This is a genomic window from Mesorhizobium sp. M7A.F.Ca.MR.148.00.0.0, assembly GCF_003997735.1.
GTDB lineage: Bacteria > Pseudomonadota > Alphaproteobacteria > Rhizobiales > Rhizobiaceae > Mesorhizobium.
The window spans coordinates 1-16,111 of record NZ_RZTB01000029.1 but is presented as its reverse complement, the minus strand read 5'-3'; the positions used below and the strand labels follow the sequence as shown (position 1 = coordinate 16,111).

General features: G+C 62.0%; 17 protein-coding genes. 13 read left to right on the top strand and 4 right to left on the bottom strand.

What is annotated here, in order from left to right; all coding sequences use genetic code 11:
• The first annotated feature begins 141 nt into the window (after window positions 1-141).
• On the top strand, window positions 142-1,062 hold the full coding sequence (locus EOB49_RS14020; RefSeq protein WP_164781672.1) for a PhnD/SsuA/transferrin family substrate-binding protein: 921 nt from the start codon (window positions 142-144) through the stop codon (window positions 1,060-1,062).
• Between the two features lie 37 nt (window positions 1,063-1,099).
• On the opposite strand, the gene EOB49_RS14015 is transcribed toward EOB49_RS14020, so the two are convergent.
• The 3 genes from EOB49_RS14015 to EOB49_RS14005 all read right to left on the bottom strand — a co-directional run bounded on the left by EOB49_RS14015 (window position 1,100) and on the right by EOB49_RS14005 (window position 2,897).
• On the bottom strand, window positions 1,100-1,717 hold the full coding sequence (locus tag EOB49_RS14015) for a TadE/TadG family type IV pilus assembly protein (RefSeq protein ID WP_127381328.1): 618 nt from the start codon (window positions 1,715-1,717) through the stop codon (window positions 1,100-1,102).
• 38 nt (window positions 1,718-1,755) lie between these two features.
• Complete coding sequence (locus EOB49_RS14010; protein WP_127381303.1) at window positions 1,756-2,337, bottom strand: TadE/TadG family type IV pilus assembly protein; 582 nt, start codon at window positions 2,335-2,337, stop codon at window positions 1,756-1,758.
• A gap of 137 nt (window positions 2,338-2,474) precedes the next feature.
• Window positions 2,475-2,897, bottom strand: a complete 423-nt coding sequence (locus tag EOB49_RS14005) for a pilus assembly protein N-terminal domain-containing protein (protein WP_127381302.1) — start codon at window positions 2,895-2,897, stop codon at window positions 2,475-2,477.
• A gap of 337 nt (window positions 2,898-3,234) precedes the next feature.
• On the opposite strand from EOB49_RS14005, the gene EOB49_RS14000 reads away from it, so the two are divergent.
• The 9 genes from EOB49_RS14000 (at window position 3,235) to EOB49_RS13960 (ending at window position 12,343) form a co-directional block, all read left to right on the top strand.
• Entirely contained in the window at window positions 3,235-3,411 is a 177-nt protein-coding gene (locus EOB49_RS14000; protein WP_127327695.1) for a Flp family type IVb pilin, read from the top strand.
• Window positions 3,412-3,581: 170 nt separating this feature from the next.
• On the top strand, window positions 3,582-4,100 hold the full coding sequence (locus tag EOB49_RS13995; protein ID WP_127381301.1) for a prepilin peptidase: 519 nt from the start codon (window positions 3,582-3,584) through the stop codon (window positions 4,098-4,100).
• Window positions 4,101-4,314: 214 nt separating this feature from the next.
• A complete protein-coding gene (gene cpaB / locus EOB49_RS13990; protein WP_127327693.1) occupies window positions 4,315-5,127 on the top strand; it encodes a Flp pilus assembly protein CpaB in 813 nt (270 codons plus the stop codon).
• On the top strand, window positions 5,124-6,656 hold the full coding sequence (locus tag EOB49_RS13985; RefSeq protein WP_127381300.1) for a type II and III secretion system protein family protein: 1,533 nt from the start codon (window positions 5,124-5,126) through the stop codon (window positions 6,654-6,656). Before cpaB ends, EOB49_RS13985 begins: the two co-directional genes overlap by 4 nt.
• Window positions 6,657-6,670: 14 nt before the next feature.
• On the top strand, window positions 6,671-7,408 hold the full coding sequence (locus tag EOB49_RS13980; RefSeq protein WP_127381299.1) for a CpaD family pilus assembly protein: 738 nt from the start codon (window positions 6,671-6,673) through the stop codon (window positions 7,406-7,408).
• A gap of 38 nt (window positions 7,409-7,446) precedes the next feature.
• A complete protein-coding gene (locus EOB49_RS13975; RefSeq protein WP_127381298.1) occupies window positions 7,447-8,736 on the top strand; it encodes a CpaE family protein in 1,290 nt (429 codons plus the stop codon).
• A 29-nt stretch (window positions 8,737-8,765) separates the two neighbouring features.
• The gene (locus EOB49_RS13970; protein WP_127381297.1) at window positions 8,766-10,268 is read left to right on the top strand and encodes a CpaF family protein; all 1,503 of its coding nucleotides are present in this window, start codon (window positions 8,766-8,768) and stop codon (window positions 10,266-10,268) included.
• Window positions 10,269-10,297: 29 nt separating this feature from the next.
• The gene (locus EOB49_RS13965; protein WP_127327688.1) at window positions 10,298-11,311 is read left to right on the top strand and encodes a type II secretion system F family protein; all 1,014 of its coding nucleotides are present in this window, start codon (window positions 10,298-10,300) and stop codon (window positions 11,309-11,311) included.
• Window positions 11,312-11,320: 9 nt separating this feature from the next.
• Complete coding sequence (locus EOB49_RS13960) at window positions 11,321-12,343, top strand: type II secretion system F family protein (RefSeq protein WP_127321199.1); 1,023 nt, start codon at window positions 11,321-11,323, stop codon at window positions 12,341-12,343.
• An 84-nt stretch (window positions 12,344-12,427) separates the two neighbouring features.
• On the opposite strand, the gene EOB49_RS13955 is transcribed toward EOB49_RS13960, so the two are convergent.
• Entirely contained in the window at window positions 12,428-13,249 is an 822-nt protein-coding gene (locus EOB49_RS13955; RefSeq protein WP_127321198.1) for a tetratricopeptide repeat protein, read from the bottom strand.
• A 116-nt stretch (window positions 13,250-13,365) separates the two neighbouring features.
• Between EOB49_RS13955 and EOB49_RS13950 the strand changes: the two genes are divergently transcribed.
• The 3 genes from EOB49_RS13950 to EOB49_RS13940 all read left to right on the top strand — a co-directional run bounded on the left by EOB49_RS13950 (window position 13,366) and on the right by EOB49_RS13940 (window position 16,045).
• Window positions 13,366-14,730 carry a M17 family metallopeptidase gene (locus EOB49_RS13950; protein WP_127381296.1) on the top strand — a complete coding sequence of 455 codons (1,365 nt, stop codon included), beginning with the start codon at window positions 13,366-13,368 and terminating at the stop codon, window positions 14,728-14,730.
• Between the two features lie 73 nt (window positions 14,731-14,803).
• Window positions 14,804-15,154, top strand: a complete 351-nt coding sequence (locus tag EOB49_RS13945) for a MarR family winged helix-turn-helix transcriptional regulator (RefSeq protein ID WP_013533675.1) — start codon at window positions 14,804-14,806, stop codon at window positions 15,152-15,154.
• Between the two features lie 30 nt (window positions 15,155-15,184).
• Window positions 15,185-16,045: an NlpC/P60 family protein gene (locus EOB49_RS13940; protein ID WP_127381295.1), complete on the top strand. Its 861-nt coding sequence runs from the start codon at window positions 15,185-15,187 to the stop codon at window positions 16,043-16,045.
• Window positions 16,046-16,111: the final 66 nt, after the last annotated feature.

Sequence of the window (16,111 nt, the reverse complement as noted above, 5' to 3'; positions counted from 1 at the left end):
AGTTGTTGCCAGTTTGACCGACCAGACATAGGGTTCCGCGACTTCATTGGCAATTCGGAAACTAAACGGCAACGGCTTGGCGTGATAGTCCAGTGTACTGGGATGGGCATGGATCGAGGACAACAGACTGTGGTTCCTGTCATGAGGGTTGCGCTGAAGACTTATGCCGCTCTCATGCTGACGCTCGTCGGGCTCTGGTCCAACCCGGCGCATGCCGACTGGCGCGATGATATCGGCACGTTTCGTATCGGCATCGTTGCCGAGCCAGGAGCCGGCAATGCCGTTCCGGGGCTGGCTGTGTTGACCGACGCCTACACCAAGGCCTTGGGCATGAAGGTCGAGTTTGTCGTTGCCCGCAACTATGCCGCGCTGATCGAGGCGCAGGCCGATTCCCGCATCGAATATGCGATCTATTCGGCCACCGCCTATGCAACGGCCTCGCAGCGCTGCTTATGTATCGAGCCGCTTGTCGCTCCGGTTGATTCAGACGGCGCGATCGGCATCCGCTCCGTTCTGCTGACGCGGGACGGCAAGCTGCCTGCCCTGGCGGCGATGGACCGCCATCGTATCGCCATGGCGCCTTCGGACAGCGTCGGCGGTTCTCTCCTGCCATTGGCGGCGTTGGCCGCGGAAGGCCGCAAGATCGCGGAAGATGCATCGTTTCTGGCCCGTGCCGATTCGGCCGCGGCGGCCGAGACGATGCTGGTCGACGGCAAGGCCGATAGCCTGTTCGGCTGGGTGACGGCCGCTGCCGACGGCCCGCGAGAACCGTCGGGCACGCAGGCCAGGCTGGAGGCGGCAGGGCTCTCGGTGACGGCGCTTCGGATCGTATGGACGTCGGGCCTGTTGAGATACGGCCCCCATGCAGTCCGCAGCGATCTCGACCCGGAAGCCAAGCGCAGGCTTGCCGTGTTCCTCACCAACCTCAAGTCGACGACGCCCGATATCTACGATCTCCTGGAATCGAGACATTCCGGCGGCTTCGCTCGCGTGGCGCCAAAAGATTACGAGATGGCCGCTGCTATCGTGCGCTTCGTTTTGGACCGTGAGCCGCAGCAGTAGCTGGAGCGGCCCCTGCACAGGGCCTGGCTGGTTCTGTTCAACAGTTGCTGCAAGGGATCGTCACGCTTCTGCGGGGGCGCAGATAATAGGTTTCGCCCACGGTTATGTTGCTGAAAGCCGAGGTCAGTCCAAGCTTCTGTTGACTGCTCGCGCTCCACGCGATGACCGGCGTATAGCCGAGGTTGCTTTCGACGCGGATGAGAAAAGTGTTGGCGACCTTGAGCGACGCCGGGACCGTTGTCTCGGTAGTGGCGGCGGCGCCGGGGCTGGCTACGCCGGCGACCAATTTGCGTGACCACACCACCAGTGCCCTCGTCGCATCGGCCGAGACCTGGATTGCCGTGATGGTGATGGTCGGGTTTGAGCGGTTGTAAGGCTGAAGGGTGACGCTGCCGATCTGCATGATGGCGTCGACGTCCGCCTTGAGGACGCTTGTCTGCTGGGTGACGAGATCGGCCACCATGCTGCCGATACGGCTGACCTTCTTGCTGGTCTCGATGGCTTGCGACGCTTCCATTGTGAGGAAGTACATGATCAGCAGAATTGGCATGATCAACGCAAATTCAACCGCCGCGATGCCGCGCCGATCGGACCAGAATCGACTTGCTTTCCGCCAAACTCCCGTAATCATAAGATGTGCCCCCGCACGCATCATGCCCATTGCTCTTTTCTTATACTGCTCGTGCATTCCGCTCAGTTGTCGAACGGCTCGTTCTGCCAGGTCACCGATGCGAAATGCAGGGTCTTGTTGCCGCCCATCGACTGCGCCAGCAGATCGGTCATGATCGGCCACTTGTAGAAGACCCGAAGCATGTTCCTCGACTCCGCCGCCCCCGCTGTCACTGAGAAGGATTGGGTCGCGGTGCCTTTCGTCAGTACGACATCGCCGTTCTGGATCTTGAAGCCAGCCGTGGCCGCATCGGCGAACGACGTATATTGGCGAAGATCCACCAGCAGTTGATTGGGACAATCCTGGGAAACGATGATCTGCAGTTTCGTGCAGATCATGTCTCGCAAATTGGTTCCGGCAACGTCAGCCGCCCTCAACTGGCCGGTGCGCAGCTTGCGCGCGACATCGTCGGTGACGTTGGCCATCACTTCCTGGCCGGCAAACGAGATGCAGCTTTCCAGAATGGCAAAGACAAGCAGCGCGAAGGGGACCGAAAGGATCGCGAATTCGATTGCCGTGGCGCCGCGCCGGTCACCAAGGAAGCGGGCGAAAAACCTTGGGCGTCTCACTTTGTGGTCGCCTGCGCGGCCGAATTCCTTGCTCATGTCCGATCCTGCCGATCTCTATGCGGTCTCGGAAGGAGCATTAGCGCAAACCGATTGAGGTCCGGTTTGGATGATCGTTAAAGTCGGCGCAGGCCTCTTAACCAGACAATAACCGGAACGGCAGTCGGCAACGCCACCTATCGGCTGACGCTCATCTCCGCTTCCGAAGACTTCTCCGCCTCGCTCTTGTATGAGCTTTCGCAATAGGGTGTGCACGACATCGTCTGGATTTCGGCGCGCCGGTAAATGCGCACGGACGAGGCGGCTTGCCGCACCACGGTAACCTGCTCGTCCACGATGGGGCTGCCGTCCGTATCGAGCACGACCAGATTGGTGACACCGAAGCCTTTGCCGGTGAGCACGATCGTCGAAGCGTCCTGCACGGAAGCGTCGGCGATTGCCGGGTTGCCGACCACGATGGTGTCGGCGGGGCGCGACAGTTTGACGATCTTGGCCTGATTCATCGTGACCTCGATGCCGGCGCCGGCCATGGCGGGCGTGCCGAAGGTCGTGGCGGCAAGAAGCGCGGCAATCAGGATTGACGATCTCGGCTGGGCCATTGAGGCGCTCCACGCAGGCGGACTGATCAACGGAATATGAACGAGATTGGTGAACCAACGGTTAAGCATGCGGTGTCGCCAATGCGGTGTCGCCAATGATGCGATGGCAGACAAGGACGCCCGCCGGGCACTGTGCGGAAGTCCACAAACCCGGGGCGAGAAGGCTCAGTGGTATATTAGCCCCAGGTTAACCACGCAATGTGTTCGAACCGGGAAAGGAATCGGTAAGGCTGTTTCTTAAGCCGATCGAAAGAGCTTCTCCCTAGATTAGCAGCATCCGATCAACCATCACAGAAGTTGACGGAAGTGCTGTAACACGTGGAGTAGGAGCTCTCGAATGTCTAATCTCATCGCACGTTTTGTGAAGGACGAATCCGGCGCGACCGCTATCGAATATGGTCTGATCGCCGCTCTCATTGCGCTCGCCATCATCACTGGCGCGGGCCAGCTCGGTACTGCGCTCAATGCCAAGTTCACCAACATCGGATCCACGTTGAACGGCGCTGGCAACTGATTCGCTATCGCTGAAGCAATCAACTTGCAGCAAGGGCCGCCTCACTGGCGGCCCTTGCTTTGTTTGGGAGACCTTAGGGTACCAAGACGTTTTAGCAGCGGGCCTCATCAATCGTTAATCGAACATGTCTAGACTGGCCGCATTGGAATTGAACAATAGGCACAGCGCCGATGCTTGAAGCCCTGATCTTCGTCGTCTTTCCGTTCTGCATGCTGTTTGCCGCGATTTCCGACATGCTGTCGATGACGATCGCCAATCGCGTGCCGGTGCTGCTCGTCGTTGTCTTCGCGCTGGTCGCGCCCCTGACAGGCATGGACTGGGCGGCCTATGGCGGACATTTCGCCGCCGGCGCCCTGGTCCTGGCCGTGACGTTCGGCCTGTTTGCAATGGGCGCCATGGGCGGCGGCGACGCCAAGCTTCTGGCCGCCACCGCGATGTGGATGGGCCTCAATATCAATCTCGTGGAGTATCTTGTCGCCTCGACAATCATCGGCGGCCTGCTGACGCTGGCGATCATCCTCTACCGGAAGTCGCTGCTTGCGGCCGTTACCGGCCAAAATCCGTTTCTGCGCCATTTCGCCGACGAGGCAAAAGGTGTTCCCTACGGCGTCGCCCTCGGCCTTGGCGGGTTGCTGACCTATCCGGATTCGCCTTTGATGGTATGGGCGCTTGCCAGGCTGGCGACTTGAGCACGATCTTATTTTTATTGTCTGTCAGCATTGCCGAAACCCCGTTCTCAACAGGGCCGGTCCGGCCATTTTGGCCGTTCAGGCCACATTCCGGCTAATTTATGTAAACCTTAAATTAATCACGATCGTAAGCATTACATTAACCTTGTTTTGACGATTGCCGCTGCAAAGTCCGGCTTGGCTACGTGGTTTGCCAGGGCAAGGGTTCGGACAAATGCCAGCATCGCGATTGATAATTCTGAGCGTGGCGGTGGCCGCGGCGGGTGGCGCTGGCTATGTCGCGAAGAACATGGTGGCACCGCCGCCCCAGGTCGTCGTCGATTCCGGTCCCCAGGCCCCGGCGGTGGCGCTCCAGGATGTGCTTGTGCTTTCAGGCGACGTTCCGATGGGCAACCCGATCCAAAACAACATCGCCTGGCAATCCTGGCCCGCCGACGGCGTCAACGCGAATTTCATCACCCGCACCGCCGAGCCCGAGGCACTGGACAAGCTGAAGAGTTCCGTTGCCCGTGTGGCGATGTATGCCGGAGAACCGCTGCGGCGCTCCAAGCTGATCGGCGAGGGCCAGAGCTTCATGTCGTCGATCCTGCCTTCCGGTATGCGGGCGGTCGCCACGGCCATCTCGGCCGATACCTCGGCCGGCGGCTTCATTCTTCCCAACGATTTCGTCGACGTCATCATGACCCGCAGGGCCGATGCCGCCAGCGGCGCCGCCGGCTTCAACACCGAGACCATCCTCAAGAACATCCGCGTCCTGGCCATCGATCAGACCATTCAGGAAGACGAGGAAGGCAAGAAGACCAGGGTAGGTCAGACCGCCACGCTGGAACTGACGCCCAAGCAGGCGGAGATCATCACCGTCGCCCAACAGATGGCGGATCGCCTGACCCTGGCGCTGCGGGCAGTCGCGGACACGCAGGAAAAGAATCTGGGTGAGGCCGACTATCTCGTTTCCGGCAATGGCCGCAGGGGAACGGTGAGGCTGATCAAGTCGGGCGAAGTTTCCGAAGTAGGGGCAAGGAAATGAGGCTAAGCGGTAAACTGCCGGCAATCGTAGCCGCGGCATTCGGCCTGCTGCTCGTCGGAACGAATGTGCAAGGCAGCGTTGTCGAGGCAAAGAACGCGCAGGTCACGGCATCGACGGCCACCCAGCGCGTCAAACTCGGCCTCAACAAGTCGGTGGTCATCGACCTGCCGAGCGATGCCTACGACATTCTCGTCGCCAACCCGGCGGTTGCCGATGCGGTGACCCGCACCGCGCGGCGCATCTATCTGTTCGGCAAGGCGGTCGGCGAGACGAACATTTTTGTCTTCGGCCCGAATGGCGAGCAGATCGTCAGCCTGGACCTGGCTGTCGAACGCGACGTTGCCGGCCTTGAGGATTATATCAGGCGCTTCCTGCCGACGTCGGCCATCAAGGTGGAACTGCTCAACGACAACGTCGTCCTGACCGGAACGGTCGACACGCCGCTGGACGCAAAACGCGCGGTCGACCTGGCGACGATCTTCGTTTCGGGTGGTGAAGCGACGACGGGACAGTATTCGCAGACCGCAGCCGGCGGTTCGGCCCAGAGCGGTGTCGACATCAACAATCCGGACCAGGAGCGCCGCACCAGCAAGATCGTCAACCTGCTGCAGATCATTGGCGACGACCAGGTTACGCTGAAGGTCACGGTCGCCGAAGTCAGCCGTTCCGTGATGAAGCAGCTCGGCGTCAACATGGTCGGCAGCGGCAGCTCCAACGGCATTTCTTACAGCGCGGCAAGTTCGCCTGCTTTCGGGTTGGGCAAGCCGATTTCGGCTAGTTCCGGTTTGTTGCTGGGAGACGGGATCGGAAACGGCCTCCAGGCCTACATCAATGCCATGGAGCAAAGCGGCGTGATGAAGACGCTGGCCGAGCCGACCCTCACCGCCGTGTCGGGCGAGAAGGCAACGTTCAAGGTCGGCGGCGAGTACAATCTGGCCACCGGTCGCTCGAGCAATGTCTCGACCGACAATCAGACCGGCCTGACGACATATTCATTTGAAAAGATCGAATACGGCATTGGCCTCGAGTTCCAGCCGGTCGTGTTGTCGGCGGGGCGCATAAGCCTCAAGGTCAGAACCTCCGTATCGGAGCCGACCACGGATGGTGCGCCGACCCTCGAAGGTTCGGGCACTCAACCCGGTATGACGATATTGTCGATCCGCAAAAGGCTTGCCGATACCACTGTCGAATTGCCTTCGGGCGGGTCGATGATGATCGCCGGTCTCGTTCGCGACGACGTTCGCCAGGCTATCTCGGGCCTGCCTGGTCTGGCCAAGATCCCGGTGCTCGGCTCGCTCTTCCGCAGCAGGGACTTCGTCCGCAACGAGACCGAGCTCGTCATCATCATAACGCCCTATCTGGTGAAGCCGGTGGCCCGCAACGACCTTGCCAAGCCGGATGACAATTTCAACGCCGCCAGCGATGGCGCCGGCATGTTCCTTGGCCGCGTCAATCGCGTCTACGGCACCATGCAGACAGACAAGCCCAACGGCCGCTACCACGGCGTTGTCGGCTTCATCTACAAGTGAGCGGGGAAGCGGACATGTCTCAGTCAGCATTGAAGGCAAGCACCATCGCGGCAGCGATGCGCTTTGGCCGCTCGCGGGTCTGCCGGCAAGCCGTTCCTGTCCTGGCGGTTGCGGTGGCTGCGCTGCTGGCCGGCTGCGCCCAGCGCGACAGCATCACGGTCGGCGCCATACCGGACGATTACCGCACCAACCATCCGATCGTGATCGCCGAGAAGAATCAAAAGATCGACCTCCCGGTTGGTGCCGGTGACCGTGGCATGACGGGCTCTCAGCGCGATACGCTTCTTGGCTTCCTGGATGGTTATGACAGAAGTGCCGCCCCGACGCTGACGATCCAGGTCCCGAGCGGATCGGCCAACGAGGTCGCCGCGACCGCGGCGGCCCGTGATTTCGCCCGGCTCGCGATCGCCAGCGGCGTCAAGCGCAACCGGCTTGTCGTCACCTCCTATCAGGCTGCCTCCAGCGAGATATCCTCGCCGGTCCGCGTCGCTTATGTTGCGGTGAGGGCGCAGACCGACAAATGCGGACGCTGGCCAGCCGACCTCGTCGACACGTCCGAAAACAAGCACTATGCCGATTTCGGCTGCTCTTATCAGAACAATCTTGCTGCCCAGATGGCCAACCCCGCCGATCTGCTCGGCCCGCGCAAACCTTCCACCATTGATGCTGAAAACCGCGGCGCGGTGATCGATGTCTACCGCGCAAGAGGCATTTCGGAAGAGTTCCTCGGCAATTCGGAAGTGACGTACTGAGCCGCCAGTCTTGGACAGAACAGGCCACGGGAAAGAGCATGACGATGAGCAACCTTGCCTACGACGCCCCGGTGGACGGCAGCGATACCTCGCAGCAGGACATCGCCGCGATGCAGGCGTTGCGGCCGATCCCGCGCATCTCGATCCAGGCATTCTGCGAGACCGAGGGTGTTGCCAACCCGGTCGAGCGCGCCGGCGAGGACCGCCGCATGACGAAGGCGCATCTCAAGGTCCATATGGGCGGCGTCCCCACCGCCATCGAATTCTACCAATCGGCGCCGACGCCCAACCTGATCCTGCTGGAATCGCGCAGCGAGCCGAAGCAATTGCTGGAACAACTCGCCCAGCTCTCGGAATATTGCGATCCGACGTCGAAGGTGGTGGTGATCGGCCACTACAATGATGTCGGCCTCTACCGCGAGCTCATCCGCAACGGCATTTCCGAATATGTGATCGCCCCGGTCTCGATGGCCGACATCGTCAGCGTGGTGTCGTCGATTTTCATCGATCCGGAAGCCGAGCCGCTCGGCCGCTCGATCGCCTTCGTCGGCGCCAAGGGCGGTGTCGGCTCCTCGACGATCGCCCACAATGTGGCTTGGGCGATGTCCTCCCTGTTCAAATCCGAAGTGGTCGTCGCCGATCTCGATCTGGCTTTCGGCACCGCCAACATCAATTTCGACCAGGATCCGGCGCAAGGCATCGCCGAGGCGGTGTTTTCACCGGAACGCATCGATGAAGTCTATCTCGACCGGCTGCTGACCCAGTGCGCCGAGCATCTGTCGCTGTTGGCAGCGCCTTCGACGCTCGAACGGGTCTATGATTTCGATCCCGAGGCCTTCGTTCAGCTGATCGACACCGCCCAGCGCAGCGTGCCGCTTCTGGTGCTCGACGTCCCCCATGCCTGGACGGGCTGGACCAAGAACACCCTGGTCAAGGCCGATGAGATCGTCATCACCGCGACACCGGAACTCGCCAATCTGCGCAACACCAAGAACCTGGTCGATATGCTCAAGCGGCTTCGTCCCAATGATCCGCCGCCCAAGCTGATCATCAACCAGGCCGGCGTGCCGAAGCGCCCGGAGATTTCGCCGTCCGATTTCGCCGAGCCGCTCGGCCTGTCGCCGATGTCGGTCATTGCTTTTGATCCGTTGCTGTTCGGCAATGCCGCCAACAACGGACGCATGCTTGGCGAAATGGATGCCAAGAACCCGGTTGTCGCGATGATCAACGAAATGGCGCATGTGCTGACCGGGCGCAGCGAAATCAAGGCCAAGAAGAAGGCCGGGCTCGGCAGCCTGCTCGGCAAGCTCTCGCGCAACAAGAAGTGACGCTTCAGCAGTGGAATCGGTAGTCGATCATGTTTGGTAAAAGAGGCAGCGACGACGGCAACCGGTTCACGCCGGAATTTCGCCAGCCAGCACCGGCGCCGGTTGCGCCGCCGGCTGCAAGTTCCATGGACACAGCGGTTCTGACCCGGCCCGCGGCGGCGCCAAGCGCGCCTGTCGCGCCGCCGGCGCGCCGTGCGGTCGAGGCACCGCCATTGGCGCCTGAGCCGAAGCGGGTACAGCGCGAAAAGAGCGAAACTTATTACGACACCAAGAGCCAGGTCTTCTCCGCGCTCATCGACACCATCGATCTGTCGCAGCTTTCCAAACTTGATCCTGAAAGCGCGCGCGAGGAAATCCGCGACATCGTCAACGACATCATCGCGATCAAGAACTTCGCAATGACGATCGCCGAGCAGGAAGAGCTGCTCGAGGACATCTGCAACGACGTGCTCGGCTATGGGCCGCTCGAGCCGCTGCTCGCCCGCGACGACATCGCCGACATCATGGTCAACGGCTCCAGGAACGTCTACATCGAAGTCAACGGCAAGGTCGAACAGACCGGTATCCGCTTTCGTGACAATCAGCAGCTCCTCAACATCTGCCAGCGTATCGTCAGCCAGGTTGGCCGCCGCGTCGACGAATCCAGCCCGATCTGCGACGCGCGCCTTCCCGACGGCTCCCGCGTCAACGTCATCGCGCCGCCACTCTCCATCGATGGCGCCACGCTCACCATCCGCAAATTCAAGAAGGACAAGCTGACGCTCGATCAGCTGGTCAAGTTCGGCGCCATCTCGCCGCAGGGCGCCGAAGTTCTCAAGATCATCAGTCGTGTTCGCTGCAACATCGTGATCTCGGGCGGCACCGGTTCGGGCAAGACCACGCTGCTCAATTGCCTGACCAACTATATCGACCGCGAGGAGCGCGTCATCACCTGCGAAGACTCGGCCGAGCTGCAATTGCAGCAGCCGCATGTGGTGCGCCTCGAAACCCGCCCGCCCAATCTGGAGGGCGAGGGTGAGGTGACGATGCGCGACCTGGTCAAGAACTGTCTGCGCATGCGGCCAGAGCGCATCATCGTCGGCGAAGTGCGCGGACCCGAGGTGTTCGATCTTCTGCAGGCGATGAACACCGGCCATGACGGCTCGATGGGCACGATCCACTCGAACAGCCCGCGCGAATGCCTGAACCGTATCGAATCCATGATTGCCATGGGCGGCTATTCGCTGCCGCAGAAGACAGTGCGCGAAATCGTCGTCGGTTCCATCGACGTGATCATCCAGGCGGCGCGCCTGCGCGACGGATCGCGCCGCATCACCCACATCACCGAGGTGATCGGGATGGAAGGCGACGTCATCATCACGCAGGATATCGTCCTCTACAACATCAAGGGTGAGGACGCCAACGGCAGGCTGTTGGGTGAGCACGTATCGACGGGCATCGGCCGTCCGCATTTCTGGGAGCGCGCACGCTATTACGGCGAGGAGCAGCGTCTCGCCATTGCGCTCGAGGCGATGGAGAAACGCGCTGACTGACGCATGCTGGGGTGTAAGGGTTCGGGCCAATGTTTGGAATTGACGGCACAGTACTGGCGTTTGTCGTGCTCGCCGGCTTCAGCGCCGGCGCCGTCGCCTATGCATTTCTGTTCACCCGGATCAGCAACGAGAAACAGGTCGGCAAGCGGCTCGAAACGATCAAGACCGCCGAGACGGATCGCTCCGTCGTCAAGGCCTCGCGTGACCGCGTGGCGGAAGCCGTCAAGCGGCGCAAATCGGTTCAGGATTCGCTCAACGAACTCGATGCCAAGCAGAAAACCAAGGACAGCCGCGTCAAGAAACCGCCGCTGAAAGCCCAGCTTCGTCAGGCCGGCCTCAAGACCACCATCGAGCGTTTCTACATATATTCTGCAATATGCGGCGTCGTTTTGACGATTGTCGCCTTTGTGGCCGGAGCCCCGTTGATCGCCTTGCCGGGCGTGCTGCTGGCCGGGGGGCTGGGCCTGCCGCGCTGGTTCGTCACGTTTCGTCGCGCCCGCCGGGTCAAGGCATTCCTCAACGAATTTCCAAATGCGCTCGACATCATCGTGCGCGCGGTCAAATCCGGCCTGCCGCTGAACGACGCCGTGCGCTTGATCGCCAACGAATCGCCCGAACCCGTGAAGACCGAGTTTCGCCGCATCGTCGATTCACAGCAGATGGGCCTCTCTATCCCCGACGCGACCTTGCGCATGCCCGAAACCATGCCTTGTACCGAGGCAAGCTTCTTCGGCATCGTTATCCAGATACAGTCGCAGGCCGGCGGCAATCTCTCCGAGGCGCTGGGCAATCTTTCGCGCGTGCTTCGCGATCGCAAGAAGATGAAAGCCAAGGTCGCGGCGCTGTCGATGGAAGCGAAGGCGTCCGCCGCGATCATCGGCGCGCTGCCCTTCATCGTCGCCTTTCTCGTCTACCTGTCGAGCCCGGCCTACCTGATGCCGCTCTTCAACACCAGCGTCGGAAACCTGATCCTTGGTTGCTCTGCGGTCTGGATGTTGATCGGCATCCTGGTGATGCGCAAGATGATGAACTTCGAAGTCTAGGATGCTGGCATGACCGAGCAAGTCATCAAGACCCTGACGGATCCGAGCTTCCTGATCGCGATGCTGGTCGCGATAGCGGTGTTTGCGACCGTCTTCACCTTGCTTCCGGCGTTTGGCGGAAACCAGCTCAAATCACGCATGAAATCCGTTGCGCTGGAACGCGACGAACTGCGTGCGCAACAGCGCGCCCGGCTTGCGGTCGAGGCCGACCGCCGTCGCAAGGGCTTGCGCGAGGAACAGTCGATCGGCATGCGCAACATTGTCGACCGGCTGGATCTGAGACGCGCGCTCGCCGATGAAGGCACCTTGCAGAAACTCAAGGTGGCCGGCTTTCGTGGACAGAATCCGCTGACGCGGTTTCTTTTCTTCCGTCTCGTGCTTCCTTTTGTCGGTTTCGCGCTGGCCGCAATCTACATCTTCGTGCTCGGAGGACTGCCCGACAAGCCATTGGTCATCAGGCTGTTCGTCTGCATCCTCGTTGCTTACGGCGGCTTCTACGCACCGGTCATCTACGTCAACAACCGCGCCACCAAGCGCAAGCAGTCGATCCAGATGGCATGGCCGGATGGGCTCGATCTGATGCTGATCTGCGTCGAATCGGGCATGTCGGTGGAAGCGGCACTGCGCAAGGTCGCCGACGAGATCGGCGCGCAATCGGTGGCGCTGGCGGAAGAGTTCATCCTCACCAACGCCGAGCTTTCCTACCTGCCGGAGCGCAAGCAGGCCTACGAGAACCTGGCAAGCCGCACCGGCCTGGATTCGGTCAAGTCGGTGTCGCAGGCGCTCGTCCAGGCCGAGCGTTACGGCACGCCGGTGGCGCATGCACTGCGCGTGCTTGCCGCAGAAAGCCGCGACATGCGCATGAATGCGGCCGAGAAGAAGGCCGCCGCCCTGCCGCCAAAGCTCACAGTGCCGATGATCCTGTTTTTCCTGCCGGTGCTCTTCGCCATCATCCTGGGTCCCGCCGGCATTCAGGTCAGCCAGCGCGGTATCTTCGGCGATCATCCGGCGCCGGCAACAAACGCCCAGTAGCGGCAAGGCAAATTCCTGCATTCCCTCAAACGAAGAAGCCGCGCATGCAGCGCGGCTTCTTCGTTGGGCATCGGGATTGTGGTCTCAGTTGGTCGCGGATTTCGGCTTGTCCTGGTCCTTGAGCTGGCTCCAGGCATTCTGCTGGGCCAGCATCTGCCTGAGATAGGCGACGTTTGCCTGCGCCTGTTCGGGCGAGAGCTCCTGCGAGGCGATCTTCTCGGCCTCGTCGAACCGGCCTTGCAGGCCGACGACCAGTGCCAGGTTCTGGCGGACGCGGCTGTCCGCATTCGGCTGCTGCGCGGCCGAGCGCATATAGGTTTCGGCGGTGCGCAGGTCACCTTCCAGCACATACGACATGCCAAGATTGGAGAGCACGGAAGGCTCGTTCGGCTTAAGGTCGAGCGCCTTGCGGTAAAGCTGGCGCGCATCGTCCTTCTGGCCGGTCTGGTCGAGGATGGCCGCTTCGGCCGACACCAGCTTCCAGTCGGGATATTCCGGTGTTTGAGCGCGGCGCACGGCGTCGAGTGCCGCCTCGAACTGGCCATTGGCGGCCAGCGCCTTGCCATAGGAGGCAAGAACGTCACGATCCTTGGGCAAAGCGATGGCGAGCTTGCGCATCACGGCCAGCGACTGATCGGCGTCGCCATCCATCTGCAATGCCGCCGCATAATTCGTCGCGATCCGCTTGTCGTTGGGGTTCTTCGCGTAGGATTGGCCGAGTGCGCCGGTGGCATTGTGCAGTTCCCCGGCCGACATGCTTTCCAGCGGTTTGCCGCTGGTGCGTGCGATAGAGCCGGTGGAGAGCTTGTCGGTTCCGCAGCCGGCGACGCCCGCCGCCAGCGCCAGCACAAGGGCCGTGGTGATGAGCCGTTTTCCCCTGGCGTTGATCCTGCGGTTGGTCGGCATGGCCACCTAAGCCTCCATTCATGCGCGGCCATTGCGTGGCCGTCTTCCCTCCCGCAGAAATATTCTGTTAACCCTAACGGACGGTTAAGAACGGCGACTCACACGGAGAACATCGCATGCCTGTCGAACTCGTCAGGAAGACATTGCCGGGCGCGCTGCCGGTCCATCTGGTCGCCAGGGACGGTCTGGACGCGGCCGGCCTTGCGCCGGCCGCTGTCGCCTGGGCCAGGGCCAACGGCTTTTCCGGCGAGGCAGGCAGGACGCTGGTCGTACCCGGCGAAAACGGGGCGCTCGGCGGCGCCTTGTTTGGTATCGGCGATGGCGAAGGCGCGCTCGCCTTTGGCGCGCTGTCGAAAGCCTTGCCGGAAGGCGACTGGCATTTCGCCTCGGCGCCGGCCGAGCCGGACCTCGCGGCGACCGCGCTGCTGCTCGGCGGCTATGTCTTCACCCGTTACGGCAAGAAGTCAGGCAAGGCGCTGCGCTTCGGCCTGCCGGCCGGGGTCGATGCCGGGCGCGTAGGCCGCATCGCCGATGGCGTCTTCCTCACACGAGATCTGGTCAACACGCCGACCAGCGACATGGGTCCGGAAGATTTGGAGCAGGCGGTGCGGACCCTGGCCGCCAGGCACAAGGCCGAAGTCTCGGTGGTCAAGGGTGACGATCTCCTCGACCGGAATTTCCCGATGATCCATGCTGTCGGCCGTGCGTCGGCCGGCGCACCGCGCCTGATCGATATGCGATGGGGGCAGCAAGGGGCGCCGAAGGTGACACTGGTCGGCAAGGGCGTCTGCTTCGACACGGGCGGTCTCGACATCAAGCCATCGTCCGGCATGCTGCTGATGAAAAAGGACATGGGCGGTGCTGCCAATGTCCTTGGCCTCGCCTCGATGATCATGGCTGCCGGGCTGAATGTGCGGCTGCGCGTGCTCATTCCCGCGGTTGAGAATTCGATTGCCGGCAACGCCTTCCGGCCCGGAGATGTGCTTGCGAGCCGCAAGGGCATCACTGTCGAGATCGGCAATACGGATGCCGAGGGGCGGCTGGTGCTGGCCGATGCGCTGGCGCTGGCCGACGAGGAGGAGCCGCAGCTTCTGGTCGACATGGCGACGCTGACCGGGGCTGCCCGCGTCGCGCTCGGCCCCGATCTGCCGCCGTTCTACACAAGTGACGAAGCGCTGGCATCCGATCTTGCGGCGGCTTCCGTCGCGGTCGAGGATCCGCTGTGGCGCATGCCGCTGTGGCGGCCCTACGATGCAAAATTGTCGTCGAAGATCGCCGACATCAACAATGTCACATCAGACGGTTTCGCCGGCTCGATCACGGCGGCGCTGTTCCTGAAACGCTTCGTCGAAAAGACCGCGGGCTGGGCGCATTTCGATATCTTCGCCTGGAACCCGGCCGATCGCCCGCATGGCCCCGCCGGCGGCGAGGCACAAGGCATCCGCGCCCTAGAGCGGATCATCGCGAAACGCTACGGCTGACGGTTGCAGGCAGAGCCGGCAAAATTGCCTCGACTGAAACGGAACCGAAACAATTTGCCGTCATGCTGGCGCGATGTCGATTGCTATGCGCCCGAGCCAGGCCTTGCGACTGTGGCAGCAAGTGATGCTGTCACAGGTGCGCGACGACGCGCCCGATCTGACCATGCGCCAGACGGCGATCCTGTTCACCATCTATCTCGATCCGCCGCCACATACCGTGCGCGGGCTCGCCGCGCGCCTCAATGTCACCAAGCCGGTGATCACCCGCGCCCTCGACACGATGGGCGCTTTGAAACTTGTGTCGCGCCATCGCGACGAACTCGACAAGCGCAATGTTCTGATCAGGCGCACGGTCGAGGGCGCGCTCTTTGTCGAGCGCTTCGGCGATGGTATCATCGCCAAGGCGCTCGAACTGCCGATGTGAGCGCATTACCTTTTCAACAGAGTGTTCGATTTGACTGCCAGGGATGCCCGCCTTCACGCTTTTCGCTCCGACCTCGCCGATGCAAGGCTGAAGGGCGAGGTCACCGCCGAGCGCTTCGTCGCCGGCCGGCCGGCGCGGGTCACCGCGTCAGTGGCCGATATGCGCAAGGCGCCGCGGCCGGACGCCGGTGTCAACACGCAAGCGCTGTTCGGCGACGATGTCCTGGTCTTCGATGTCGCTGAGGGCTGGGCCTGGGTCCAGGCCGAACGCGACGGCTATGTCGGCTACGTCGCCGACACGATGCTGGGCAAACGGGACCATGCGCCGACGCACATCGTCTGCGTGCCGCGCACCTTCCTCTACCCCGGGCCGGATCTGCGCTTTCCAATCGCCGGACAATTGTCGATGGGATCGACGGTGACAGTGACCGAGGCTGCCGAGACACGCGGTACGCACTATGCGGTCCTGCCTTCCGGGGAGACGCTGATTGCAGTTCATCTGCGGCCGCTCAGTGAAGCTGCCCCCGACTATGTCGCAGTTGCCGAGGCGTTTCTCGGCACGCCCTATCTCTGGGGTGGCACTTCCGGTTTCGGCATCGACTGTTCGGGCCTGGTGCAACTGGCGATGCGAATGGCCGGCAGAGACGTGCTGCGCGATTCCGACATGCAGGCGGCGACACTTGGCGAGCCGCTGGAACCAGGATCTGATTTCTCCGGGTTGCGACGCGGCGATCTGGTGTTCTGGAAGGGCCATGTCGCCGTCATGACCGACGCCGACACGATGATCCATGCCAACGGCCACACCATGCTGGTGTCGCGCGAAGGGCTGAAGGACGCGGTTGATCGCATCGGTTATCTCTATGGCGGCCCGACCGGGTTCAGGAGGCCGTAGTGCAGTTTCTTCCTTCTCCCCTTGTGGGAGAAGGTGTCGCCGAAGGCGACGGATGAGGGGTGTTCC